22 protein-coding genes are annotated in these 24,431 nt (G+C 72.6%); 9 read left to right on the top strand and 13 right to left on the bottom strand.

What is annotated here, in order from left to right:
• The first annotated feature begins 12 nt into the window (after nt 1-12).
• Entirely contained in the window at nt 13-1,260 is a 1,248-nt protein-coding gene (locus tag BIV03_RS02025; RefSeq protein WP_071294502.1) for an MFS transporter, read from the top strand.
• Between the two features lie 128 nt (nt 1,261-1,388).
• Here BIV03_RS02025 and BIV03_RS02020 read toward each other — a convergent pair whose 3' ends face one another.
• From BIV03_RS02020 to BIV03_RS02005, 5 genes are all read right to left on the bottom strand, one after another.
• Nucleotides 1,389-1,946: a hypothetical protein gene (locus tag BIV03_RS02020; RefSeq protein WP_071294451.1), complete on the bottom strand. Its 558-nt coding sequence runs from the start codon at nt 1,944-1,946 to the stop codon at nt 1,389-1,391.
• Between the two features lie 2 nt (nt 1,947-1,948).
• Entirely contained in the window at nt 1,949-3,247 is a 1,299-nt protein-coding gene (locus BIV03_RS02015) for an adenylosuccinate synthase (protein ID WP_070417034.1), read from the bottom strand.
• An 85-nt stretch (nt 3,248-3,332) separates the two neighbouring features.
• Nucleotides 3,333-3,743, bottom strand: coding sequence for a hypothetical protein (locus BIV03_RS02010; RefSeq protein ID WP_139201830.1), 411 nt, complete (start codon nt 3,741-3,743; stop codon nt 3,333-3,335).
• 109 nt (nt 3,744-3,852) lie between these two features.
• A complete protein-coding gene (locus BIV03_RS19395; RefSeq protein WP_156794772.1) occupies nt 3,853-4,023 on the bottom strand; it encodes a hypothetical protein in 171 nt (56 codons plus the stop codon).
• Between the two features lie 109 nt (nt 4,024-4,132).
• Nucleotides 4,133-7,786, bottom strand: coding sequence for a S8 family serine peptidase (locus tag BIV03_RS02005; RefSeq protein ID WP_071294449.1), 3,654 nt, complete (start codon nt 7,784-7,786; stop codon nt 4,133-4,135).
• Between the two features lie 161 nt (nt 7,787-7,947).
• Here BIV03_RS02005 and BIV03_RS02000 point away from each other — a divergent pair, with 161 nt between their 5' ends.
• From BIV03_RS02000 to BIV03_RS01990, 3 genes are read left to right on the top strand one after another with little or no spacing between them, the layout of a single operon-like run.
• On the top strand, nt 7,948-8,610 hold the full coding sequence (locus BIV03_RS02000; protein WP_083403140.1) for a TetR/AcrR family transcriptional regulator: 663 nt from the start codon (nt 7,948-7,950) through the stop codon (nt 8,608-8,610).
• Nucleotides 8,607-9,305 carry a hypothetical protein gene (locus tag BIV03_RS01995; protein WP_070417037.1) on the top strand — a complete coding sequence of 233 codons (699 nt, stop codon included), beginning with the start codon at nt 8,607-8,609 and terminating at the stop codon, nt 9,303-9,305. The genes BIV03_RS02000 and BIV03_RS01995 overlap by 4 nt, the downstream gene beginning before the upstream one ends.
• The gene (locus BIV03_RS01990; RefSeq protein WP_071294447.1) at nt 9,302-11,371 is read left to right on the top strand and encodes a YhgE/Pip family protein; all 2,070 of its coding nucleotides are present in this window, start codon (nt 9,302-9,304) and stop codon (nt 11,369-11,371) included. The genes BIV03_RS01995 and BIV03_RS01990 overlap by 4 nt, the downstream gene beginning before the upstream one ends.
• A 77-nt stretch (nt 11,372-11,448) precedes the next feature.
• On the opposite strand, the gene BIV03_RS01985 is transcribed toward BIV03_RS01990, so the two are convergent.
• Nucleotides 11,449-12,252, bottom strand: coding sequence for an NAD(P)-dependent oxidoreductase (locus BIV03_RS01985; RefSeq protein ID WP_071294446.1), 804 nt, complete (start codon nt 12,250-12,252; stop codon nt 11,449-11,451).
• A gap of 10 nt (nt 12,253-12,262) precedes the next feature.
• Nucleotides 12,263-13,003, bottom strand: coding sequence for an endonuclease domain-containing protein (locus BIV03_RS19390; protein ID WP_071294445.1), 741 nt, complete (start codon nt 13,001-13,003; stop codon nt 12,263-12,265).
• Between the two features lie 374 nt (nt 13,004-13,377).
• On the opposite strand from BIV03_RS19390, the gene BIV03_RS01975 reads away from it, so the two are divergent.
• Nucleotides 13,378-14,376: a LacI family DNA-binding transcriptional regulator gene (locus BIV03_RS01975; protein ID WP_071294444.1), complete on the top strand. Its 999-nt coding sequence runs from the start codon at nt 13,378-13,380 to the stop codon at nt 14,374-14,376.
• A 71-nt stretch (nt 14,377-14,447) separates the two neighbouring features.
• Here the strand turns inward: BIV03_RS01975 and BIV03_RS01970 are convergent, their stop codons facing one another.
• Together BIV03_RS01970 and BIV03_RS18970 are read right to left on the bottom strand one after the other, a co-directional pair.
• Entirely contained in the window at nt 14,448-15,113 is a 666-nt protein-coding gene (locus tag BIV03_RS01970; protein WP_071294443.1) for a TrmH family RNA methyltransferase, read from the bottom strand.
• Nucleotides 15,114-15,141: 28 nt separating this feature from the next.
• Nucleotides 15,142-15,819 carry a TetR/AcrR family transcriptional regulator C-terminal domain-containing protein gene (locus tag BIV03_RS18970; protein ID WP_070417041.1) on the bottom strand — a complete coding sequence of 226 codons (678 nt, stop codon included), beginning with the start codon at nt 15,817-15,819 and terminating at the stop codon, nt 15,142-15,144.
• A gap of 178 nt (nt 15,820-15,997) precedes the next feature.
• Here BIV03_RS18970 and BIV03_RS01960 point away from each other — a divergent pair, with 178 nt between their 5' ends.
• From BIV03_RS01960 to BIV03_RS01950, 3 genes are all read left to right on the top strand, one after another.
• The gene (locus BIV03_RS01960; protein WP_070417042.1) at nt 15,998-16,795 is read left to right on the top strand and encodes an HAD-IIA family hydrolase; all 798 of its coding nucleotides are present in this window, start codon (nt 15,998-16,000) and stop codon (nt 16,793-16,795) included.
• Nucleotides 16,796-16,797: 2 nt separating this feature from the next.
• Nucleotides 16,798-17,592 carry a methyltransferase domain-containing protein gene (locus tag BIV03_RS01955; RefSeq protein ID WP_071294442.1) on the top strand — a complete coding sequence of 265 codons (795 nt, stop codon included), beginning with the start codon at nt 16,798-16,800 and terminating at the stop codon, nt 17,590-17,592.
• A 118-nt stretch (nt 17,593-17,710) separates the two neighbouring features.
• Nucleotides 17,711-18,124, top strand: a complete 414-nt coding sequence (locus BIV03_RS01950; protein WP_071294441.1) for a hypothetical protein — start codon at nt 17,711-17,713, stop codon at nt 18,122-18,124.
• 18 nt (nt 18,125-18,142) lie between these two features.
• Here the strand turns inward: BIV03_RS01950 and BIV03_RS01945 are convergent, their stop codons facing one another.
• The 3 genes from BIV03_RS01945 to BIV03_RS01935 all read right to left on the bottom strand — a co-directional run bounded on the left by BIV03_RS01945 (nt 18,143) and on the right by BIV03_RS01935 (nt 21,891).
• Nucleotides 18,143-19,009, bottom strand: coding sequence for a L,D-transpeptidase (locus tag BIV03_RS01945; RefSeq protein WP_071294440.1), 867 nt, complete (start codon nt 19,007-19,009; stop codon nt 18,143-18,145).
• Nucleotides 19,010-19,086: 77 nt separating this feature from the next.
• A complete protein-coding gene (locus BIV03_RS01940; protein WP_071294439.1) occupies nt 19,087-20,892 on the bottom strand; it encodes a phosphatase PAP2 family protein in 1,806 nt (601 codons plus the stop codon).
• 114 nt (nt 20,893-21,006) lie between these two features.
• Nucleotides 21,007-21,891 carry a CPBP family intramembrane glutamic endopeptidase gene (locus BIV03_RS01935; RefSeq protein ID WP_071294438.1) on the bottom strand — a complete coding sequence of 295 codons (885 nt, stop codon included), beginning with the start codon at nt 21,889-21,891 and terminating at the stop codon, nt 21,007-21,009.
• 22 nt (nt 21,892-21,913) lie between these two features.
• Here BIV03_RS01935 and BIV03_RS01930 point away from each other — a divergent pair, with 22 nt between their 5' ends.
• The gene (locus BIV03_RS01930; protein WP_071294437.1) at nt 21,914-22,603 is read left to right on the top strand and encodes a metal-dependent transcriptional regulator; all 690 of its coding nucleotides are present in this window, start codon (nt 21,914-21,916) and stop codon (nt 22,601-22,603) included.
• Between the two features lie 349 nt (nt 22,604-22,952).
• On the opposite strand, the gene BIV03_RS01925 is transcribed toward BIV03_RS01930, so the two are convergent.
• On the bottom strand, nt 22,953-24,245 hold the full coding sequence (locus BIV03_RS01925; protein WP_254790687.1) for a sodium:proton exchanger: 1,293 nt from the start codon (nt 24,243-24,245) through the stop codon (nt 22,953-22,955).
• Between the last annotated feature and the right edge of the window lie 186 nt (nt 24,246-24,431).

The following is a 24,431-nucleotide window of genomic DNA, read 5'->3' as shown; positions in this document are numbered from 1 at the left end:
TGGGATCGGAGCATGACCACCGCTTCCACCACCGTGCCTGACACGAGACCCCGCCGGCGACTCCTGGCCGCCTGGTACGTCGGCGCCGGACTCCTGCTCGTCGCACTGAACCTGCGGATGGGCGTGGCGTCGGTGGGTCCGGTCCTCGGTGCCGTCGAACGCTCCCTGCACCTCGGGCCCTCGGCCGCGAGCCTGCTCACCACCATCCCGGTGTTCGCGTTCGGGGCGTTCGCGTTCCTGACGCCGCTGCTGACCCGGCGGATCGGGCTGCACCGGCTGCTCGGCCTGACGATGGCCGTGCTCGCGGTCGGCATCGCGCTGCGGATCGAGCCCCACGGCTGGGCGCTCTACGGCGGCACCGTGCTGGCCGGCGCCGCGATCGCGGTGGCGAACGTCCTCATGCCCGCGGCGATCAAGAGCGACTTCGCGCACCGTGTCGGGCTGATGATGGGGCTGTACTCGACGGCGCTGTTCCTCAGTGCCGCGATCGCCTCGGCGGCCGTCGTCCCGCTCGCGACGGCGTTCGGGTCGTGGCGACCGGCACTGGCGTTCTGGGCGGTGCCGGCGGTCGTCGCGTTCCTCGTCTGGTTGCCGCGGGCGCTGCGGAACCCGGGGCACACCGGGCGCTCGCGGACGGTGGACGACGCTCCGGTCCAGGCCGCCGACGAGCCGACGTTCGCCCGCCTGTTCCGCGACCCCGTGGCGATCGCGGTGACCGGGTTCATGGGGCTGCAGAGCCTGTCGTACTACGCGTTCCTCACCTGGGTGCCGACGGTGCTGCAGGACGCCGGGGTGACCGCGCACGAGGCCGGTCTGATGCTCGCGTACTCGAGCCTGCCCGGGATCGTCACCGGGGTGACCGGGCCCGCGATCGCGCGGCGACTGCGACCGACGTGGGTGCCGGTCGTCGTCGTGGTGGTGCTCTGCGCGGTGGGGTTCGTCGGGCTGCTCGTGGCTCCGGCCGCCGGGGCGTGGTTGTGGATGACGTTGCTCGGGCTCGGGCAGGGCGGCGCGATCAGCCTCTCGTTGAGCTACATCGTGTGGCGGTCACCCGACGCCCGGCACACCGCGCACGTGTCGACGATGGCGCAGGGGACGGGGTACCTGCTCGCGGGGCTCGGACCGCTCGGGATCGGGTTGCTGCACACGGCGACCGGGGGTTGGACGGTGCCGGTCGTGGTGCTGCTGGCGCTGCTGGGGGTGCAGCTCGTGGCGGGCGTCGCCGCGAGTCGCGAGCGGCAGGTGCTGGCGCGGCGCTGAGCGGCGGGCGGCCGCGCGGCGCGCCGCCGCGTGCACGCAGTGTGCGCCGACCCGCAGTGTGCCCGCGGGTTAGCGCACGGCGCGCAGTGTGCCCGCGCGTCAGCGCACGGTGCGCAGGTGCCCGCGCGTCAGCGCACGGCGCGCAACGCGTCCGCGACCACCACGAGCGCCGCGGCGATCTCGTCCGCCACCCGCTCGTGCGTCGCCGTCGACCGGCGGTACGGGTCGTCGACGTCGTCGTCCGCCGGGTCCGCGAGCGGCGGCACGGTCCCCCGCAGTCGGGCGACGAGTGCGACGAGCTCCTCGGGCGTGGACACGCCGGCGAGCTCGGCCGGTTCGAGCCCGTCGAGCACCCGGGCGAACTGCTTGACCGTGAACGCGCGCTTCGCCGTCCGGGGCGCGAGCGAGACCACGGCCGCACGGTGCGAGCGCTCGGCGGTGAGCACGAGGTCCGCCGACCCCGCGATCGAAGCGGTGAGGTACCGCGCACGGTGTCCGTCGGGCGAGCCGCCGAGCCGCACGGACTGCGCTGCAGCGGCATCGTCCATCGGGGCGCCGTCCTGCGCGATGGTGCCGGCGGACTCGACCACGAACGCGGGTGCGTCCGGGCCGAGTCGCGCCGTGAGGACCTGTGCGCCGAGCGGCGAACGGCAGATGTTGCCGCTGCAGACGAACAGGACGCGCATCGTCAGGCTGCGGTGTCGCCGAGCAGGTCGTGCCGCACGACGATGGCGTCACGCCCGGGGCCGACACCGATCGCGGAGATCCGCGCCCCGGACATCGCCTCGACCGCGAGCACGTAGTCCTGCGCGTTCTTCGGCAGGTCCTCGAACGAGCGGGCACCCGTGATGTCCTCGGTCCAGCCGGGGAACTCCTCGTAGACGGGCTTGGCGTGGTGGAAGTCCGACTGGTTGACCGGGACCTCGTCCACGCGGACGCCGTCGACCTCGTACGCCACGCAGACGGGGATCGTCGACAGCCCGGTGAGGACGTCGAGCTTCGTGAGCACGAAGTCCGTCACACCGTTGACGCGCGCCGTGTAGCGGGCGATCGGGGCGTCGTACCAGCCGCAGCGCCGCGGGCGACCCGTGGTGGTGCCGAACTCGAAGCCGTTGGCCCGGAGGAACTCCCCCGACTCGTCGAACAGCTCGGTCGGGAACGGACCGGCGCCGACGCGGGTCGTGTACGCCTTGACGATGCCGATGATGCGCTCGAGCTTGCCCGGGCCGATGCCCGAACCGGTCGCCGCGCCACCCGCCGTCGCCGACGAGGAGGTCACGAACGGGTAGGTGCCGTGGTCGACGTCGAGCATGGTGGCCTGGCCGGCCTCGAACAGGACGGTCTCCCCGCGCTCGAGCGCGCGGTGGATCTCGAGCCCGGTGTCGGCGACCATCGGACGCAGGCGGTCCGCGAAGGACAGCAGCGACTCGACGACCTCGTCGGCGTCGATCGCGCGACGGTTGAAGACCTTCACCAGCAGGTGGTTCTTCTGGTCGAGGGCCGCTTCGACCTTCTGGCGCAGGATGTTCTCGTCGAAGATGTCCTGGATGCGGATGCCGACGCGGTTGATCTTGTCGGCGTAGGTCGGGCCGATGCCGCGACCGGTGGTGCCGATCTGGCGCTTGCCGAGGAACCGCTCGGTCACCTTGTCGATCGTGCGGTGGTAGTGCGTGATGACGTGGGCGTTCGCCGACACGAGCAGCTTCGAGGTGTCGACGCCGCGGGCCTTCAGCGCGTCGAGCTCTTGGAAGAGGACCTCGAGGTCGACGACCACGCCGTTGCCGATGACGGGCGTGACGCCCGGCGTGAGGATGCCGGAGGGCAGCAGGTGCAGGGCGTACTTCTCGCCGCCGACGACGACCGTGTGCCCGGCGTTGTTGCCGCCGTTGAACTTCACGACGTAGTCGATGCGGGACCCGAGGAGGTCGGTGGCCTTCCCCTTGCCCTCGTCGCCCCACTGGGCTCCGATGATCACTGCAGCGGGCATCTGGTTCTCCTCACGTTGGCGGAGGACCTCACACGACCAGTCGGGCCGGTGGTCCACCCGAGTCTATCGGACGGCCACCGGCACGCTACCTGCCGGTCGCCCGGTCGGAGCGCTCGCGCACACCGGCGACGAGCGGCCACCCCACCGCCAGGACGGCGAGCAGGAGCAGTGCGACGAGCAGGACCCGGGCGTCCGCGCCGAAGCCCGAGGCGAGGAGCGCCCACACCGGGACGACGAGACAGACGCCCAGCCAGACCGCCGCGAGCAGCGCCAGCGCCGCCCGGTGCACCCGCAGGGCGATCGCGGCGACGACGGCGGCGAAGAGCCCCGACACGGCCCAGGTGCCGCCGGTGGCGACCGCCGTCCGGGCGTCGCTGGAACAAGACGCCGGGGCCGGGTACACGGCCGGGCACGCGACGGCTGCTCCCTCGGTGAGCCAGAGGGCTGCGAGCGCGCACACCACGACGACACACGCCCTCGCGACCGTCCGCCCCATCACCCGATGATGCCGGAGGTGCGGTCCGGACGCCACCCCGGGACGGACTGGAGGCGCGGTGCCAGCCGGCACCGCGCCTCCAGTCCCCGAGCGGGTCGCGCTCGCGCGCTCAGCTGCGGAAGAAGTCCTGGTACGACGGGTCGCCCACCGGGGCCGAGTGGCCCGGCTCGGCAAGGCGTTCCTCGATCATCGACTGGATGACGTCCGGCGGGGTGAGCCCACGGCGACGCCACTCCATCGGGTTGGCCCGGAGCTGCTTCAGGGTGGTCTGCGTCTGCATGCTGCAACCCTCCCACCGGATAACTAGTTTGTCTAACTACATGTCCTCTTGACGCACTGCGGGCCCCGCCGCTGGGGTGCGACGGGGCCCGCAGTGGTGGTGTCGGTGCCTAGCGGCGAGCGACCTTGGCGGTCGACTTCGAGGTCGACGTGCCGTCCTGGTAGCCCTTCGCCGTCGCGACGACCTTCACCGAGAAGGTGTGGCCGGCGTCGGACGTGCCGAGCTTGTAGGACGAGCTCGTCGCGCTCTTCACCGCCTTGCCGTCACGGAGCCACTGGTACGAGTACGTGACGCCCGAGCCGTTCCACGTGCCGTGGTTCGCCTTGAGCTTCGTGCCGACCGTCGGCTTGCCGCTGATGGAGACCGCACTGCCCTTGACGAGCGTCAGTGCCGGGGCCACCCAGGTCGCCGCGGCGCTCTGGGCCTGGCTGCCGACCGCGTTGCCGAGGTGCAGCAGCAGGATCCGGGCGCTGGCCACACCGGCGCCGCGGGTGACCTGGAGCGTGCCCTTGTCGGCGAACAGCGTGCCGCCCTGACCACCCTGCGCGAACGTGAGCGTCGGCTTGGCGAGGTTGAACTTCGCCGTCGAGGTCACGTCGACCACCGAGGACCCGCTGGTGGCCGCACCCGGCGCGTACGCCGACTCGGTCTCCACCCGGTACGAGATGGTCTTGCCCGCGGCACCGATCGCCGAGGCCGTCACCGGCAGCACCTTGACGGCGCTGTCGAACGTGTTGACGTCCTGGCCGGGGGCACCGCCGTTGAGCGGGAAGGCGTCGACCACGGCGTCGTCGTCGGACGTCGCGTTGAGGTCGATCGTCGTGACGAGCGTCGCGTCGACCACGGACGACTTCGCGTCGTAGACGAGGTAGTCGTCCTTGCCATCGCCGTTCGTGTCGATGAACACCTCGACGTTGGTCACGGCGCCCGGGTTGGCGTCGGGACCGGCCGTCTGCACACCGAACGCGAGGGTGTCCGACGCCTTGTCGTAGCTGACGCCGTAGGCACGGACGTCGGCGGCCTTGAGCGACTGCGACGCCGAACCCGTCGGGAACGACTCCACGCCGTCCGTCCCGCCGAGCACGAACGGTGCGACCGCGGCGTGGTAGCCCGAGGTCAGGCCGCCCTGGTCGACCGTGCGGCCGCTCAGCGCGAGGTTCGCGGTCTTCTGGGACCCGGTGAAGGACACACCCGATCCGCGCACCGCACTGACCGGCTTCGGCGCGACGTACGTGCCGAGGCGCAGCGGGTCGAGCGTCTTGTCGGTCGGGGTGAAGGTCACGAGACCCGTCGCGGCGGTGACGAACTCCCGCTGGTAGCCCTGCTGCACCGACTCCTGGGTGGGGTCGATGACGCGGCGGAGCTGCGTCGGGTCGGCGACCGTGAAGGTCAGGTCCACGACGGCACCGCGACCGGGGCCGACGGTGACGCGCTTCGTGCTGAGCGAGAACGCGACACCCGGCTGGGACACCTGCGGCTGGTAGGCCACGTCGTAGGTGTGGGCCGTGGAGTCGGTGTTCTCGATGAGGAGCGACCGGGTCTCGCTGGTCTTGCCCGAGACCTCGACGACACCGAACGAGGCGGTCACGAGCTGACCGTTCTCCACGCTCTTCACGGTGGTGTCGGCGGTGACGGCCTGCAGGGCGTCGACGCGACCGGTGCCCTGGCGCAGCAGGGTCGCCGTGCCGGAGCCGTCCTTGACGTCGTGCGTGGCCGTGTTCATGAGCGCGGCCTTGACGTCCGGGGCCGACCAGGTCGGGTGCGACTCGAACGTCAGCGCGGCGATGCCCGCCACGTCCGGCGTCGCCATCGACGTGCCGCTCATCGACATGCGGTCGTCACCGGTGCCGTTGGCCGCGGAGATCACGTTGACCCCGGGGCCGGCGATGTCCGGCTTGACGATGTCACCGAACGAACCGTGGACACCGCGGCTGGTGAACGACGCGAGCGTGTTCACGGCCTCGGGGTCGGTGGCGAGTTCGAAGCCCTTGAGCTCGTCGGCGAACTTCACGTGCAGGGTCCCGGCCTTGGCAGAGGCCAGGAGGCTCGTCACGCTGTCCTTGGTCAGCTCGGCACCCGGGATGGTCGCGTTCCCCGCGATGCCCGAGCTGAAGGTGTTGATCGTGCCCGCGAGGAGCACGCCGACGCCGCCGGCGGCCTGGACATTGTTGAACCGGACCCCGGACCCGCACTCGAGCGCGGCGTCGGTCCACTTGAGCCAGACGACCTTGCCTGCGACGGCCGCGGCGTCCGCACCCGTGAAGGGCGTGCAGCCGTCGACGTTCGTGGTCGGGACGACGACGTCGCCCTCGACCGGCAGCGTGCCCTGGAAGTTCTGGGAGTACTGCGCGCGGTAGGTCTTCGCGACGGCGGACGGGGCGGTCACCTGGACACCGTCGTAGAGCGACTGGCCGGTGGCGCTGGCGGCGACCGTCAGGGCACCCTCGGCGTTCCCGGGCGAGCCACCGATGTCGGTGAAGTCGTCGGCGTTGCCCGAAGCGATCACGGGCAGGACACCGCGGGCGGTGAGCGCGTCGATCTTCGCGTTGTCGGGGTCGTCCGGTGCGCCGTAGTCGGAACCGAGCGACAGGTTGAGGACGTTGATGTCCTTGCCCTCGGTCAGCGACTGGCCGACCCAGTCGAGCGCGGCACCGGTGAGGTCGGTCGAGCCGCCGCCGTCGCCGAACACCTTGAGGGCGTAGAGGCCGGCCTCGGGCGCGGTGCCCGGACCGATCCACATGTCCTGCACCTGCTGCGTGGTGAGCTTGGTGTAGTCGCCGTCGAAGGTCTGCTTGTCGGCGTCGAGGCCGTAGCCGGCGATCGTGCCGGACACGTGCGTGCCGTGGTCGCCGCCCTTGCCGTCGATCGGGTTGTCGTCCGGCGCGGGCACCGGCTGATAGGTGTCGGGGTCGGTCGGGTCCGCGTTGTAGGTCGGCCCGGCGAAGTCGTACCCGCCGAGGAACTTCTGCGGGTCGTACGAGCCCTGAGCAGGCGCACTCGTCGAGGCGAGGGCAGCGTCGTAGGCGGCCGTGGTGCCGGGGCCACCGAAGTCCGCCTGGGTGTAGTCGAGGCCGGTGTCCAGCACGGCGACGTTGACGCCCTTGCCGGTGTGGCCGGTCTGCTGCCACGCGTTGAGTGCCCGCGTGTACACGTCGCTCGCCGCGTTCTTCGGGCTGACGCCGTCCGCGCCCGGCTTCGCGAGGCTCGGGTCGACGCCGGACGGGGCCGCCGAGGCATCCTTGTTGACCGTCGGCTCGACGACCTTCTTCGGCGTGAGGGGGATGATGCTCGCGACGTCGGAGCGCGCCGCGACCTTCCGGAGCGCCTCGACGTCGGCGACGACGGCGATGCCCGGGACGGTGTACTCGGTCGAGTAGAGCTCGGTGGCGTCCGCGTCGGACTGCTTGACGGCAGCGCGGACCGCGTCGACGGTCGAGCCGATCGCCTTGACGCGCTGCTTCGCGGCCGAGGACTGCGTCTTCGACTTCGTCAGGTCGCCGCCCTTGGCCTTCGCGTCGACCTCGAGGGCGCCCTGGCCGGTCGTGCGCACGAACGCCGCGATCGTCTTCTGTGGCTTCGCGTCACGCAGCGGCTGCGCGATCTTCAGGTCGGCGGGCGAGAGGCCGGACGGGGCCGCGGAGGCCGCCCCACCGACGGCGAGCCCACCGCACGCGAGGGCCGCGGCGGCGATGCCGGCGGTCAGGACGCGTGCGATGCGATGGGGGTTCGGGTTCGGGTTGTCGTTCGGTGTTGCACGGTTCAAAAGGCGCACTCCTGGCTCCGTCCGTGTTCTTCATGGAATTGCTGTGAAGTTATGCGCTTGCTCTCAGGGAGCGCAGTCGGCACTTTGGGGGACCACCCTCGGTCGGGGGTGCCGGAACTGATAACTTGCACACGTGTGTGCACGTTATTACGATGGGGTGCGTGACCACTCCTGACCAGCCCGCACGCGCTCCCCGCCGGGACGCGACGGAGAACCGGGCTGCCCTGATCGAGGCGGCGAAGACCGCGCTCCAGGCGGACCCGGACGTCTCGCTCGAGACGATCGCGTCCGCCGCGGGACTCTCCCGGCGTGCGGTCTACGGACACTTCCCCTCCCGTGACGACCTCGTGCGCGAGGTCGTCACCGCCGGGGCCGCCCGTGTCGCCGGTGCGATGCCGACCGCGGCGGACCTCGGCGCACTCCCACCGGCCGCTCGGCTCGCCGCCATCGCGGTGACGCTGTGGTCCGAGGTGTCCCACGTCCGATCGATGGCCCGGGTCGCGATCCGCAGCCCGTTCAGCGAGTCCGTGGCCGCGGTGTTCGCACCCCTGCGCGCCCAGGTCCGCGACGCGTGCGCCCTCGGGATCGCCGACGGCACCATGCGCGACGACGTCGACCCCGCGACGCTCGGCCGGCTCGTCGAGGGCGCCTGCATCGCCGTGCTCGACGAAGCCACGCGCTCCGGCACCTCCGACGACGACGGACGCCGCATGGTCGTCCTCTCGGCGCTCGGGATGGCCGGCATCGACTGGCGCACCGCTTCGCTCTCCGAGCCGGCCGCCTCCACCACCACGAAGGTCTCCACAGAGAAGGACCGCGCATGACGCTCGAACTCGACCACGTCGGCATCGGCGACGAGCCCGGTGCCGCGCTGCCCGTCGTCTCCGCCGTCGCCGCCCCCGGCCGCCCCGGTGTCGTCGCCGTCGAGACGGAGCAGGCACCCGTGCTCGCCTCGCTCGTCGCCGGCGGGCGCATGCGGCCCGAGACCGGTCGCGTGCTGCTCGACGGGCACGACGACGCCGCGGCGGTCCGGAGGACGTTCGCCCTCGTGGACACGCCGGGCATCGCCGAGCCCTTCCCCGTGATGAGCCTCAAGCGCATCGTGCGCGAGGAGCTCGCCTTCGCCGGACAGCGGCCCTCCCGTGAGCACGTCGACACCGTGCTCGACGAGCTCGGGCTGCGGGACTACGCCGACACGCACGTGCAGCGGGTCCCGACCGACGTGCGGGTCCGGCTCCTCGTCGAACTCGCCCTGCTGCGGGACGGGGTGACCGGGCTCGTCATCACCTCGCCCGAACGGCACGGCGGCGCCGTGGAGGGGTGGTTCGCGGTCGTCCGCGACGTCGCCCGCCGCGGCGTGACCGTCGTGCTCGTGACCTCCAAGGCCGCAGCCGCGACCGTCGAACACCTGCTCGACACCATCCAGACCGAGGACCCCGAGGACGTGGCCCGACCTGACGGAGACGACCCGCGCCTCCAGTCCGACACCGACCACCTGCCCACGGAGGCGACCGCGTGACCACCACCTCGCTCGTCCGCGCCGAACTGGCGCGACTCACCGCGACCCCGCTCGCACGACTCGCGTTCATCGCGCTCATGGTCGTGCCGCTGCTGTACGGCGGCGCCTACCTCTGGGCGAACCGCGACCCGTACGCGAAGCTCGACCAGGTCCCCGCCGCCATCGTCGACCAGGATGCCGGGGCGACGCTCGACGGCGACCACGTCGACTACGGCAAGGACGTCACGAAGGAGGCCATCGACGGCGCCGACTTCAAGTGGACGAAGACGACCGCGGCCGACGCGCGCTCCGGCGTCCGGAACGGCACGTACGACTTCGTCGTGACGATCCCGCACGACTTCTCGGAGTCCCTCGTCTCCGCACAGTCCGACGACCCGAAGCGTGCCGAGCTCGTGATGACGACGGCGGACACGAACTCGTACCTCGCCTCGACCATCGCGGAGCAGGCGGGCAAGACGATGCGCACCGCAGTCGCCGAGCGGGTCGGCAAGCAGGCTGCGAAGACCCTGCTCGTGGGCCTCGCCGACGTGCGCGACAGCCTGGGCGACGCGGTCGACGGCGCGGGGCAGCTCGCCTCCGGTGCGAAGTCCGCTGCGTCGGGCGCGGCCACGCTCGCGGACGGCACCGGCAAGCTCGCGTCCGGGGCGGCGACGCTCGCGGACGGGACCGCCGCGTTGCCGTCGCAGACCGCTGCACTCGACCAGGGCGCCCAGCAGGTCGCCTCCGGGGCGGCGACGCTGTCCTCGGGGCTGCAGACGGCGAAGCAGCAGACCGCGTCGCTGCCCGCGCAGACCGCGCAGCTGAACGAGGGTGCCCAGAAGGTCGCCGCCGGCAACAAGGCACTGGCCGACCAGACCGATCCGGCGCTCGACGCGCTGAACGGCCTCTCCCCCGACACCGTGACGGCGGCGATCACGAAGGCCGCCGCGGACCGTGGCGTGGAACTGACGCCGGAGGTGCAGGCGGTCATCACCTCCACCGTCGAGGCGCAGCTCGGTGACGAGAAGACGAAGGCTGATCTCGCGAAGGCCAAGGCCGCGCTCGAAGGCGTCGACCAGCTGCGCGACGGGTCCGCCCAGGTCGCGGCCGGCACCTCCGCCCTGGCGACGGCGGCCCCCACCCTGGCCGGCGGGGTCTCCTCCGCTGCGGACGGTGCCGCGCAGTTGGCGTCGGGCTCGTCGCAGGTGGCTTCAGGTACCTCGCAGCTCGCGTCGGCCGCGCCCACGCTGTCGTCCGGTGCGGCTTCGTTGGCGTCCGGAGCGGCCTCGGCCGACGACGGCGCGAAGTCGTTGGCGTCCGGGCTGACCAAGCTGCAGAGCGGCTCGTCCGAGCTCGCCTCGAAGCTCGACGAGGGCCGCACGAAGATCCCGGCGTCGAACGCCTCGCAGCGTGAGGACCAGGCGTCGGTGATCTCGGACCCGGTCAAGGTCGGGGACGACAACGTCGCGGCGGCGGACAACTACGGGGCCGGTCTCGCGCCGTTCTTCATCTCCCTCGCGGCCTGGATCGGCATGTACGCGCTGTTCCTCATCCTCAAGCCGATCTCGAAGCGGGCGATCACCGCGGTGCGGAAGCCCCTCGCGGTGGTGTTCGGCGGATGGCTGACGCCGGCGCTGCTCGGACTCGTGCAGATGGTGGCGCTGTTCTTCATCGTCCGGTTCGCCCTCGACCTCAACGTCGTGCACGCCGGTGCGACGATCGGGGTCATGGTGCTGGCATCGGCGACGTTCGCGGCGATCATCATGGCGCTGAACGTGCTGCTCGGCTCGGTGGGGCAGTTCCTCGGCCTGGTGCTCATGCTCGTGCAGCTCGTCACCGCCGGCGGGACGTTCCCGTGGCAGACGCTGCCGGGGCCGTTGGCGGCACTGCACTTCGCGCTGCCGATGACGTACTCGGTCGACGCGATCCGGCAGACGATGTACGGCGGGGACCTCGGTGCGGCGTGGTCGGACGCGGGCGTGCTCGCGTGCTGGCTGCTCGGAGCGCTCCTGGTGTCGTTCGTCGTGACGGCGCGGCAGACCCGGTCGCGGACGCTGCGCGACCTGCGCCCGAGCCTGATCGGGTAGCGCGGCGGGCGCGCGCCGCCGCGCCGCTTCGTGAGCAGAAATGGTCGGGTGACTTCAGGGAACCCGACCATTTCTGCTCACGAAGTGCTCCGCCCGAGCGGCAGCTCGACCATGTCGCCACCGAGGTAGCGGAGGTCCTCGGCGGGCAGGGCCGCACGGGCGTCAGGGTCCAGCACGCCCGAGGCATCGTCGACCGGCACGAAGCCGATCCGCTCCCCCGCGGTGAGGTCGGCCGGGGACCCGGTGTTCCGGGACAGCGCCCACACGACGTGGTGCCCCGGGTCCCGGAGCGCGACCGTCGCCAGCACCAACCGCACCAGGTCGTCCGGCGAGCTCCACATCAGGAGCGCGCGACCGGACGACGGCTGCTCGCCGAACGCCCCGATGCGTGCCGAGACGATCGACATCCCGAACCGGTCGGCGAAGAGACTGCCGAGGAGTTCCATCCCGGCCTTCGTCACGCCGTAGTACGTGTCCGGACGGGGCAGCCGGTCCCCGGGCACGCTCCCCGGTTCGTCGAGCGGCTCGGGCACTCGGCCGACGGCGTGGATCGAGCTCGCCTGGACGACCCGGAGGACCCCGGCCGCGGTCGCTCGCTCGAGCACGTTCTTCGTCCCGGTGAGGTTCGCCGCGACGAGGTCGTCCCATGCGGCCTCGGTCGGGATGCCCGCCAGGTGGACGACGGTGTCGACGCCGATCAGCGCGTCGTCGAGGGCATCGGCGTCGTGCACCGACCCGGGCACGAAGCGCTCACCGCCGGTGGGTGGGTCGTCCGGGGTGCGCTCGTCGAGCAGCACGAGGTCGTGACCGGCCGCGAGGAGTCGGGGCCGGAGTGCAGCGCCGATGCGTCCTGCGGCCCCGGTGATGAGCAGCGTCGCCATTGCCCGGACGCTACCCCCGGCGTGTGAGCACCGACCGCAGGTGTCCGATGGCCTCGGCGAGGTACCGGGTGAGGTCCGAGCGCGACCACCGGACGACGACCCAGCCGAGGCGCTCGGCCTCACGGTAGCGACGGAGGTCGCTGGCCCACTGCGCGGCATCCGTGCGGTGGTGGTCGCCCTCGTACTCGATCAGGACGCGGTGCCGCGGGTAGGCCATGTCGACCCGACCGACGAAGGACCCTGCCTCGTCTCGGATCTCGACCTGCAGTTCCGGTTCGGGAAGGCCCGCGCGGACGATCGCGAGCCGCGCCCGCGTCTCCTGGGGCGAGCCGGCACCGACCCGGACCAGCTCGATCGCCGTCCGCAGCTTCCGGACGCCTGCTCGGGCTCCGGCCCGGACGAGTGCGGTCCGGAGGTCGTCGATCGTCGTGCGACACCGTGGCTCGGTCACGATCGCGTCGCCGAGCACGACGAGCTCGTCGGTCGTCAGCATCGCGCCGCAGTCGACCCACAGCGCTGCGGGAGTGCTCGCGGGCATGCCCCACCGCTCGGCGACGTCCGCTCGGTCGGGCGTGATCCGGTGTCCGACCACGCCCGTGCGACGCGGTTGGGCGGTCGGGATCGGACTCGTGACGTGCACCGGCGCCTCGTCGTCGACCGGGACGGGCAGCCCCCAGAGCACGGCGGCGGAGACGTGGCTGACGAACTGTCCGGGCAGCAGGACCGGCCGGAGGGCTCGGATCCGGTGCACGGCGTCGGGTGGGCGATCGCGGGCCCACCGGATCGAACGAGTGGGCCGGACGAGGTCGCTCCGACGGAGTCGCTGTCGGGAGACTCCTGCGCGGTCCGCGGCGTGGACGTCGAACGCGCGGTTGCGGAGCGCGGGCGGAAGCGGGCGTGGTCGCATGCGGTCACCCTCGCGCCCCGCGCTCCCGCACCGCCCGCGTACCGAAGCGCTCGTGCAGAACCCGCACCGCGCCTCCCGTGTGGAGGAGTGACCACGCGCAGATCGTGAGCAGACGATGTCGGGTCGGCACCACGCGCCCGACCATTTCTGCTCACGAAGCGGCCGGCGCCGCACGCGCGCGGCCCCCGCTACCATCGACGGGAGAGCCACGGAGGTCGATGCAGATCATGGGAGCCGGCAAACCCGCGACCATCTACGACGTCGCCGCGCGCGCCGGGGTCTCGAAGTCCCTCGTGTCGCTCGTCCTGCAGCGCTCCCCGCGGGTGAGCCAGCAGCGGCGTGACGCGGTGCTCAAGGCGATCCAGGAGCTCGACTACCGCCCCTCGACGGCCGCGGTGTCGCTCGCGGGTACGCGCTCCCGGACGATCGGCGTCGTCCTCGACGACTTCCGGAACCAGTGGTTCGTCGACCTGCTGACCGGCCTGCGCGAGTCGCTGCAGGACCAGGGCCACCGACTCGTCGTCGCGGACCGCTTCCTCAACACCGGGCTCGACGCCTCGCCGGTCGAGGGCTTCCTGTCCATGCGCGTCGAGGGGATCGTCATCGCCGGCGAGCCCGACACCGACCTCGCGATCCCCGCCTCGACCCCGCTCGTCATCGCCGGCGGCCGCGTCGCGGTCCCCCGCGCGGACACCGTGGCGAACGACGACCGCGCGGGCGGGGCGATGGCCGCGGAGCACCTGCTCGCCCTCGGCCACACGCGCCTCGGGTTCGTCGGCGCCTCGTCAGCCGCGTCCGACGAACGACGCACGGGGTTCAGCGCCGGTGTCGACGGCCGCGCCGAGGTCGCGACGGTCGTGCTCCCGGGCGAACCCACCGAGGAGGCCGGGTCGCGCGCCCTGGCGCAGCTCCTCGACGCACACCCCGAGGTGACGGCCGTCTTCGCCGCGAACGACGTGATGGCGCTCGGTGCACTGTCCGAGCTCGCCGAGCGTGGGCTGCGCGTCCCCGAGGACGTGTCGGTCATGGGCTACGACGACACCCCGCTCGCGGCGACGCGGTACGTGGGGCTCACGAGCATCGACGACCGCAGTGTCGAGATCGGGCGCGGCGCCGGCGAGCGGCTCCTCGCGCGGATCGCCGACCCGACGTCGGCGGCGACCGAGGTCCTGGTCGAGCCCCGGTTGGTCGCGCGGCGCACCACGGCGGCGCGCTGACGCAGACGCGGCAGCGGACTGGAGGCGCGGCTCACCCCCGCCCCGCCGGCTGCGGCCGACAGGTGCAGGGTTCAGAGCGCGGAGCCGTCGGCCCCGCTGGTGCAGTCGGTGGCGGCGTGCTGGACGACCCAGCTGTGCATGACGATCGCCGCGGCCGCCGAGGCGTTGATGCTCCGCGTCGACCCGAACTGCGTGATCTCGAGGTGTCCGTCCGCCCCGGCGACGGCCTCGTCGGTCAGCCCGGGGCCCTCCTGCCCGAACAGGAACACGCACCGTTCCGGGATCGGCGCCGTCTCGATGCGGGACGCCCCGGGGGTGTTGTCGATCGCGATCACCGGGCGGCCCTCGTCGCGCATGGCCTCGAGGAAGGCGGCGACGTCGGGGTGGTACCGGACGTGCTGGTACCGGTCGGTGACCATCGCGCCGCGCTTGTTCCACCGACGGCGCCCGACGATGTGCACGGTGCCGGCGAGGAACGCGTTGGCGCTCCGCACGATCGACCCGATGTTGAGGTCGTGCTGCCAGTTCTCGATCGCCACGTCGAACGCGTGGCGGTGGGTGTCGAGCTCGGCGACGATGGCGTCCATCGACCAGTAGCGGAACCGGTCGACGACGTTGCGGGTGTCCCCGGTCGCCAGGAGCTCCGGGTCGAGCCGCGGGTCGTCCGGCCAGGGCTCGGGGTGCGGCCCGACCCCGTTCGTCGTCCGCTCGTGGGACGGTTCGGGGACAGCGCTCACGCCCCCAAGCGTACGGCGGGGTCGCCGGTCACCGGATCCGGGACTCGATCCCCGCGATGAGGACGTCGAGCCCCAGCGCGAACCGGTCCTCGTACGAGTGCGAACCGAGGATCTCCGCCACGAGCTCGTGCCGCTCCGGACGACCGGCCGCGGCCGAGCCCCGGCCGACCTGCACGCCGGTGTGCCCGACCACGAAGTCGTACACGACGAAGAACGCGTACATCGCCTCGGCGTCGGGCAGGCCGGCCGACCGGAGCGCACCGACGACCTTCGCCACGACCGCGTCGGACTCCGTCGAGACCAGGGCCCCGCGGCGGCTGTGCGACTCGAGCACGAGGGGGTGGGTCAGCATGAGGTCGCGGAAGGTCGTGGCGAACGTCCGGACGACCGCATGCCACTCGTCCGGCCAGACGAACGTCGCCGTGAACTCGTCGACCGTGCGGCGGACGAGCTCGGCGTGCAGGTCGTCGAGGCCGCCGATCGTCCGGTGCACGGTCATCGGCGCGACGCCGAGCCGGACGCCGAGCGCGCGGAAGGACAGCCGGTCGAGGCCGTCCTCGTTCGCGATGGCCGTCGCGGCGTCGATCACCTGCTCGCGGCTGAGGACGTTGGGGCGGCCACGGCGCCGTCGCGGAGTCGCCTCGGCCTGCTCCGGCGCCGTGACGGGCCGGGGTGCGACGGGCGGGGTTCCGGGTTCGACGAGCACGGGGCGTCCTCCTTCTTCCAGTACGTGTCCCGAAAAGCCTAGGGCAAAGCCGAGCGGCGTTCGGTGTCTCGACCATCTCGGGTCCGCGACCGGCGCGCAAGAGCCGATCCGTGCCTCCCGGCCTTCTCCGAGCCGACGCCGAGCCGGGCCGTCACGGGCGCGCACTAGGGTGAGGGGCATGGCAACCCGCGACGAGGTCGAGTGCTGGCTGACCGACATGGACGGCGTGCTCGTGCACGAGAACCAGGCGCTCCCCGGGGCGCCGGAGCTGATCCAGCAGTGGCTCGACGAGGGCACGGAGTTCCTCGTCCTGACCAACAACTCGATCTTCACCCCGCGTGACCTCAGCGCCCGGCTCCGCTGGTCCGGCATCCACGTCCCCGAGGAGCGCATCTGGACGAGCGCCCTCGCCACCGCCGACTTCTGCAAGTCCCAGATGCCCGGCGGCTCCGCGTTCGTCATCGGCGAGGCCGGCATGACCACGGCCCTGCACGAGGCTGGCTTCATCATGACCGAGACCGCCCCCGACTACGTCGTCGTCGGTGAGACCCGCAACTACTCGTTCGAGGCGATCACCAAGGCCGTGCGCCTCATCCGCGACGGTGCCCGCTTCATCGTCACGAACCCCGACGCGACGGGCCCGTCGGCCGAGGGGGTCCTCCCGGCGACCGGCGCCATCGCCGCGATGATCGAGAAGGCCACCGGCAAGCAGCCGTACGTGGTCGGCAAGCCGAACCCGATGATGTTCCGCTCGGCGATGAACCGGATCGGCGCCCACTCCGAGAACACCGGCATGATCGGCGACCGGATGGACACCGACGTACAGGCCGGCATCGAAGCAGGACTCCACACCGTCCTCGTCATGACCGGCATCAGCGACCAGGCCGAGATCGACCGCTACCCCTTCCGCCCGAGCGAGGTCATCTCCGGCGTCCACGAGCTCGTCCGCACCGAACCCTTCGAGGTGGAGCTGTAGCGATGCGCTGGGACCCGTCGCGGTACGCCGCCTTCGCGGACGACCGCGCGCGGCCCTTCCACGACCTCGTCGCGCAGATCGCGTGGCCGGCGGGTGCGGGCCAGGAGGCGCCCCGTCGCGTCGTCGACCTCGGCTGCGGCCCCGGGACCCTCACCGCCACGTTGGCAGCGCGGTGGCCCTCCGCGTCGGTGGTCGGGATCGACAGCTCGGCGCAGATGCTGGCGTCGGCGCCGACCGGCCCCGGGTTGTCGTTCGAGCTGGGCTCGATCGAGGACTGGACACCCGGCCCCACGGACGACGTCGTCGTGACGAACGCGGCGCTCCAGTGGGTGCCGTCGCACGTGTCACTGCTGCCGCGGTGGCTCGACGCGATGCCGTCCGGGTCGTGGTTCGCGATGCAGGTGCCGGGCAACTTCGGGTCGCCGTCGCACGCGCTCATGCGGTCCGTCGCCGCCTCCGGGCCGTGGGCGCCGGCGTTGGCCGGTGTCCTCCGCGAGGACCCGGTGCTCGACCCGGCGGGCTACCTCGGCATCATGCTCGACGCCGGGTTCGAGGCCCGCGCGTGGGAGACCACCTACGCCCAGCTCCTGCCGGGCGTCGACCCGGTGCTCGACTGGGTGCGCGGGACCGGGCTCCGTCCGGCACTGCAGGCGCTCGACGCGGCGGACCCGTCCGGCGCGTCGACCGCGGCGTACGAGGCGGAGTACGCGGCGGCGCTGCGGTCGGCGTACCCGGCGGGGGCGCACGGCACGGTGTACCCGTTCCGGCGGGTCTTCGCCGTCGGCCGCAAGCCCTGATCCCCACCCCGTGATCGCCGCTGCCCATCGGGCGTGGCAACGCGTTGCCACCTGGTTGCTCGACCGTGTCGCCGCCACCAGACTCGGAACTCCTGAAACATCAGATTGGAGTTCCACGATGAAGCGAATCCTCTCGGTCGCCGCGGTCGGCACCCTGGCGCTCGGCCTCTCGGTCGCTGCACTGCCCACCGCCGCGTCTGCTTCGGCGCCCGGTCCTCGGGACCCGTCAGCCCCCGGCTGTTCGACGACGACGATGGTCGCCGACCACCTGAAGGGCTGGGTCCACTGGACGATCGAGTGCACCGAGGCCCGCACAGTCGTCGTCGACGCGACGGCGTTCTCGGGCACGCCCGACGACCACGTGATCGTGGACGAGCAGCAGGCCTCGCGGTTCGTCGCCGCGGGCGAGACGTGGACGGACTTCGTCAGGCTGCCGACGGCGGGCGTCGACCAGTTCCGCGCACAGGCGGTCACGTTCGTCACCGCGGATCCGTTCGAACGTCCGGCGATCATCGGCGGCGCCACCGGCTGATCGCCGCCGCTCGGCGCCCTACTCGACCGTGACGAGGGTGCCGAGCGGCAGGGCGTCCACCGCCGCCACCGCCTCGGCGTCGAGCCGCACGCAGCCGTGCGACACCGCACCCGAGGTCGTCGCGTTCCAGTGCAGCCCGATCAGCCCGCCGTCGTGCCCGCCGTACGGCTCGTCGGCCGCGCTCGAGTGCAGCGAGGTCAGCTGGATCGGGTGGTCGCCGGTCCCTTGCGCGGGGTCGACGTACCGCTGCTCGAGGTAGCCGGTGACCCCGGTCGGCGTCGGGGTGTCCGCCGTGCCGACCCCGGCGCGGAACCGCTGCACGGCCCCGCCGTCCGACGAGACGATCGACACGGACTGGTCCGTCGTCGAGATGACGACGCGGGAGGTCGGGGTCGACACCTCCCGGAGCGACGCCACCGGTACCCACGCCGAGGTCTGCGCCGCCGCCGATCCCCCGGCGGCCGAGGGCAGCTGCTGGCGCGCCGGGGTGAGGACACGCTCCCAGTCCCCGTCGCGCTCGACGCCGACGACCGTGGTGGGCTGCCGGAGGAAGTCGGAGGCGGCGAACCGCGCGACCGGTGTGGTCCGCGCCGCGCCGAACAGGGGTGCGTCGGCCCGGAGCTGGAACACGGTGTCCGAGGTGATGGTCCGGTCGAACGGCATGAGCCCGCCGATGACCGCCGAGTACTGCGCCTCCGGCAGTGCGGCGAGCGCGGCGGCCCCGACGTGCGGCACGGCCGGGGCGACGTGGGACCGCGTCGCCGACGCCGACGGAACGGGTGCCGAGGCGACCGAGGTGGACCCGAGCAACGGGACGGCGACCGCCCCGGCGAGGACGACCGCGGCAGCGATGCCGGTCGCGGTCCAGAGGGTGCGAGTGCGCATGGGGGGTGCTCCAGGGGTGACGGGAACGGGAAGGCGGCCGGCGCCGCCGCACGGGGCGGACGCCGGCCGGCCCGCGATCAGCCGGAGACGACCGGCAGGTGGATGCCCGTCCCCGGGTCGACGACGGTGCCGGTGCCGCCGGTCCCGGCTCCCGTGCCACCGGTGCCCGTGCCCGAACCGGCAGCGGCCGGGGTCACCGTGATCGCGAGCGGTGCGACGAGCGCCGAGGCGCCGGAGGCGTCGACCACGTCGATCGTGTGCGCTCCCGTGGCCGTGCCGGCCGGGATGGTGACGCTGCCGGACACCGTGCCGTCCGCCGCGACGGTGAGCGTGCCCACCGTGACCGGGGTGGAGTGCAGGACGACCCGGACCGAGGCCCCCGGGGTGAACCCGGTGCCGGCCAGCGCGAGCGACCCTCCGGCAGCGACCGAGGTGCCCTTCGGCGCCGTGAGGACGCCGGTCACGACGCGAGCGGTGCCGCCGGTCGAGAGGACCTTCGCGGTGCCGTCGGCCGACACCGCGACCGTGGCGCTCGTGGCGGCGGCGAGGTCGAGGCGCTCCCACGAGCCCGCGGCCGAGCCGGACTGGTCGAGCGGGTAGCCCGACGCGATCTCGGTCTGGGCGAGCACGGCGGTGCGCTGCGCGTCGGTCAGGGTCGGGAACGCGGTGAGGAGCAGGTTCGACGCACCGGTCGGCACCGAGGGGGCGAGCCCGGTGGTGCCGGTCGCCGCGAAGCCGTAGGTCATCCGCTCGCGGTAGACCGCCGCGGCCGAGGCGCGGTCGGTGACGACCTGGGCGGTGCCACCGGGGATCGCGGCCCCGCCGTACGGGTCGTCCGAGTACGCCGTCGAGTGGGCGATGCAGTTCGCGAGCGTGTCGCCGCACTGCTGCTCGAGGTACGAGACGAGTTCCTTCCGCGCCGGCTCGAGGACCTCGGTGCGGTACTGGGTGTCCGACCAGCGGGCCGCGAGTGCCGCTTCGCCGTCGATGCGCCCGCCCATGATGTCGAGCGGGTAGTGGACGCCGAGCACGATGCGGTCGTTGCCGGCCTCGGAAGCGCGGGCGAGAAGCTCCGGTGCCAGCTCCGGCACGAGCGTGGCGAGGGTGATGCCCGCCTGGTACGCCGTGGTGGTGTGGCCGCTCGGGTACGAGCCGCCCGTGCAGATGCCGGCGGTGCCGTACCCGGGGTCGAGCACGACGTCGTTCGGCGAGAACTCGTGCGACGTGTCCGTGGCGACCGGCACCCGCGTGATGTCGAGCGTCCCGTCCGCCGACGCCCAGGCCTTGCCGGCACGGTTCGCTGCGAGCGACGACGCGTTCACCTTCGCCGGGGCGCAGCCGGTCTGGTCGTCGGTCGCGGGCAGCGTCGCGGTGCTGCTCGCCGGCAGGTAGGGCCGCGGGTAGCTGTAGTGCGCCTTCGTGTCACCCGTGCTGACGTACGCGCCGCTCGTGCCGTTCGAGGAGTTCACCACCGCCGAGGTCAGCGGCAGCTTCCCGGCGTTCCGACCCTCGACGTAGATCTTCTCGAGTGCCGGACCGAGCCCCTGCGACACCGTCATCGACTGGTCGAAGGCGGTGTTCGTGGCGTTCTGGTACTCGGAGTCCTGCAGCGCCTTGAGCTGCTGCGCCTTCGTGGCGTGCTGGTTGATCCACGAGGTCAGCCGGTCGTTCTCCGCCAGCGTCCCGGCATCGAGCACGGTGCCGTGCAGGTCGTTCGTCCCGCTCGACTTCCAGTACTGGTCGTACCCGCTCAGCAGGGAGACGAGGTCGGGCTTGGCGGTGTCGCTCGGGTACCCCGCCGCGGTGGCGACGAGGGGCGAGCCGACGACGAGGGCGGTCGCGACGGCGGCGACGGTCGCCCCGCGGAGTGCTGATCTGTGCATGCGCCGAACGCTAAGGACGGGTGGTTGCCGAGCGGGGAACGGTGCACCAAGCCGAGGTGAACCGGACCGCAGCCTGTGCGCACTCGCAGCCCCGCGCCTCCCGTCCGTCCGTCGTCACCACACGGCGGACGGGAGGCGCGGCTCGTCGCCCAGCACCGCGTACGCCCCCATGGCGGGCACCGTCCGCCACCGGCGCCGCAGGCGGCGCGGCCGGTCGTCCCGCCACGCGATCACCCCGCCGGCGACGACCCCGAACGCGAGGACCGCGAAGGACAGCAGCCCGATCACGCCGACGACGGCGAGCTTCGACGGGTCCTGCACGTCCGTCGTCGCCGAGAGGCCGATCGACCCGAAGTCCCAGAACGCGTGCAGCAGCACCGGCAGGAGCAGGTTCCCGGTCAGCCGACGCGCGACGTAGAGCGTCGAACCGAACGACGCCGCGAACACGACCTGCACGAGCGTCACCCCGAGACCGGCCCCGGCGAGGGCGTTGAGCAGGTGCAGCACCCCGAACAGCGCGCACGACGCGATCCACACGCCGAACTCGGGCAGGCGCCGCCGGAGCCCCACGAGCAGGACGCCGCGGGTCATCAGCTCCTCGAAGACCCCGACGAGCAGCACCCCCACGGCGAGCAGCAGGAAGTAGCGGACCGGCAGCGCCGACCAGTCCACGAGCGGCAGCCGCACGATGCACACGACCACGATGAGGATCGGCGCCACCATCGTCCACCGCAGGCGCGTGCGCGTCGGGTCGACGGTCGCGATGCGCCACCAGCCGAGCCCGGTCACGACGAGGCAGAGTGCGACGGCGGCGATGCCCTCCGGGACGACGAGCGACCGGACGACGCTGTCCACCGTCTGTCCGAGGGTCGGGTAGTCGTCGCTCGGCCGGGCCCGCCAGGCGCTCACGGCCGCGAACACCACCAGCGGCGCGAGGCCGACGAGCAGCGACGGCGGAACGGGCCAGCGGCGGCGGCGGGAGGGGTCGGCGGCGGTCACCTGCCGTTTGTACCATTGGGGCATGCGCTTGCCCTCCCTGTCCACGATGGCGGAGGACTACGTGAAGCTCGTCTGGAAGGCGAGTGAGCGCGGCGGGACGGGCCTGGCCACCCGCGACATCGCCGCGGCGCTCAAGGTCTCCGCGTCGACGGTCTCGGGCAACCTCCGGAAGCTCGACCGCGACGGCCTCATCGAGCACACCCCGTACTACGGCGTCGTGCTCACCCCGCTCGGCCAGCAGGTCGCCGTGGCGATGGTCCGGCGGCACCGGCTGATCGAGACGTTCCTCGTGCAGCGGCTGGGGTACTCGTGGGACGAGGTCCACACCGAGGCCGAGGCGCTCGAGCACGCGGTGTCGGAGACCTTCCTCGACCGGGTCGACGCCGACCTCGGGCACCCGACGCACGACCCGCACGGCGACCCGATCCCCCGCGCGGACGGCACCGTGCCGGACTCCCCCGGGACCCTGCTCGGGGCCATCGAGCCCGGGGCGTGCGGCACCGTCGACCGGGTGTCCGACGACGACCCCTCGCTGCTGCGGTACTTCGACGAGCTCGGGGTCGGGCTCGGGACGCACCTGCGCGTGGAGCAGGTGCGGGACTACGCGGGCGTCATCGCGGTGTCCCGGCGGTCGTCGGACGGGTCGGAGTCCCTCGTGGACCTGCCCGCGGCGGCGGCCTCCGCGATCTGGCTCGCCCCCGACGCCGATTGACGCCCCGCGCCGGCCGCGCCGCTCGCGGCTGCGCCGCTCGCGGCTGCGCCGCACCGCGGTCGCACGACATGCCGCTCACGTCCGCCGAGATCGCACGAAGCGCCGCCCGCACGCCCGCCATCCGGCAGAAAACGCGACCTCACGAGGTCCAGAACGCACCCACCGGACCGACGGGAGGCGCGGTGCCAGCCCGCACCGCGCCTCCCGTCGGCGCCACGCCGCGGTCGCACGACATGCCGCTCACGTCCGCCGAGATCGCACGAAGCGCCGCCCGCACGCCCGCCATCCGGCAGAACACGCGACCTCGGCGCCGCGCGCCCCCGCCGCACGCGCCCACGCGCGCCGCGCGTCAGCCGCGCAACACGGGGGACGACGCCCGGCGGAACGGCGCCGTCACCGTCGGCAGGATCTCCCGCCGGTTGATCCAGAACACCACGGCCGCCGCCACGAGGTGCACGATGCTGAGCACCCACCGCCCGTTCGTGTCCGTCACGAAGAACTGCACCGCGAACAGCGCCGCGAGCCCGATCGCCGACCACCGGTGGAACCGCAGCGCGATGATGATCGCCACGCCGAGCACGGTCTGCGACGCGGTCAGCATGAACTCCTCGACCTGCCGACCGTCGAGCGGCAGCCCGCCCGAGGTGCCACCGCCGAGCACGTGCGCGATCGGCAGCGACCCGACGAGCAGCGACCACTGGTTGACCTTCGATGCGATGAGCGTGCCGATCGCCGCCCCGCCCATCCCCCGCAGCGCGAAGAGCGCGGCGACGATGAACTCCGGCGCCTCCGTGGCGAGCGGCGCGAGCCACTGCACGAGGAAGTAGCTGTCGATCCCGAGCGCGCTGCCGGACTGCACGAGCGCGTCCGCGAACGGCTCCGCCGAGGACAGGATCACGGCCGCGGCGACGACGAACAGCGCCACGATCGTCCAGCGACGCCCACGCTGCGGCATCGAGGCGATGTTGCCCGCCATGCCGACCATCTCCTCCTCGTCGTCGTCGCCGTCCTCGACCTTCGACGCCCGCCAGAGGTACCAGACGAACGCGGCGAGCAGCACGAACCCGAACCACATCGGGATCGAGCCCATCAGCGGGATGAGGAACGCGACGAGGGCCAGGAGCGCCAGGAACCCGATGTCGAGTCGCGAGGACCGCTCGAGCTCGAGCACCCGGGTGGCCGAGGCGGGGAGCGACCCGGTCCGGACGAACCGGCGCGCCACGAGCAGCGAGATGATCACCACGAGGGGCCACCCGAACCCGAGCAGCAGCCGGTTCGAGCCGGTCATGTTGGCCGCGGCGAACTGCTCGTACGAGGGGTCGTACCCGGAGCGGAACGCGTAGTACAGGTCGACCGCGTACTCGGGGAGCACGGCGATCAGGGCGAGGATCGCGATCGCGAGGGCGCCGGCGATGTCCTTCTGCGCGGCCTCGGCGGCCCAGGCGAGCAGGAACGAGGCGGCGACGACGGCACCGCCGAAGACGAGCAGGTCGACGACGGGGTTCGGCGCGAACCCGCCGATCCGGAAGACGACGGCGGGCAGGGCGATGGCGATGCAGATCGCGATGCGGCCCCAGGCGCTGGCGCCCATCCGGGACGCCACGACGCCGGGCGTCGGAGCAGGAGACAGGGTGTCGGTCATGGTGGTCCTCGTGGTCGAGCCATGACGCTGCACACGGGAGCGGCTTCGGCCATGGCGGAACGGCCGAAGGTCTCGCTCGCCTCGAGGGCCACGTGCACCGGGCCGATCGTCGTGATGGCCAGTGTGTCGATGCACGCGCTGGGAGCTACTCCCCTTCGCCACCCACCTTGGCGCGCTCCGATCCGC

Origin of the sequence: Curtobacterium sp. MCBA15_016, assembly GCF_001865105.1 — a bacterium.
In the GTDB taxonomy this organism is placed as follows: domain Bacteria; phylum Actinomycetota; class Actinomycetes; order Actinomycetales; family Microbacteriaceae; genus Curtobacterium.
Note: the sequence above shows the minus strand (reverse complement) of the source record. Positions and strands in the feature narration are given on the sequence as shown.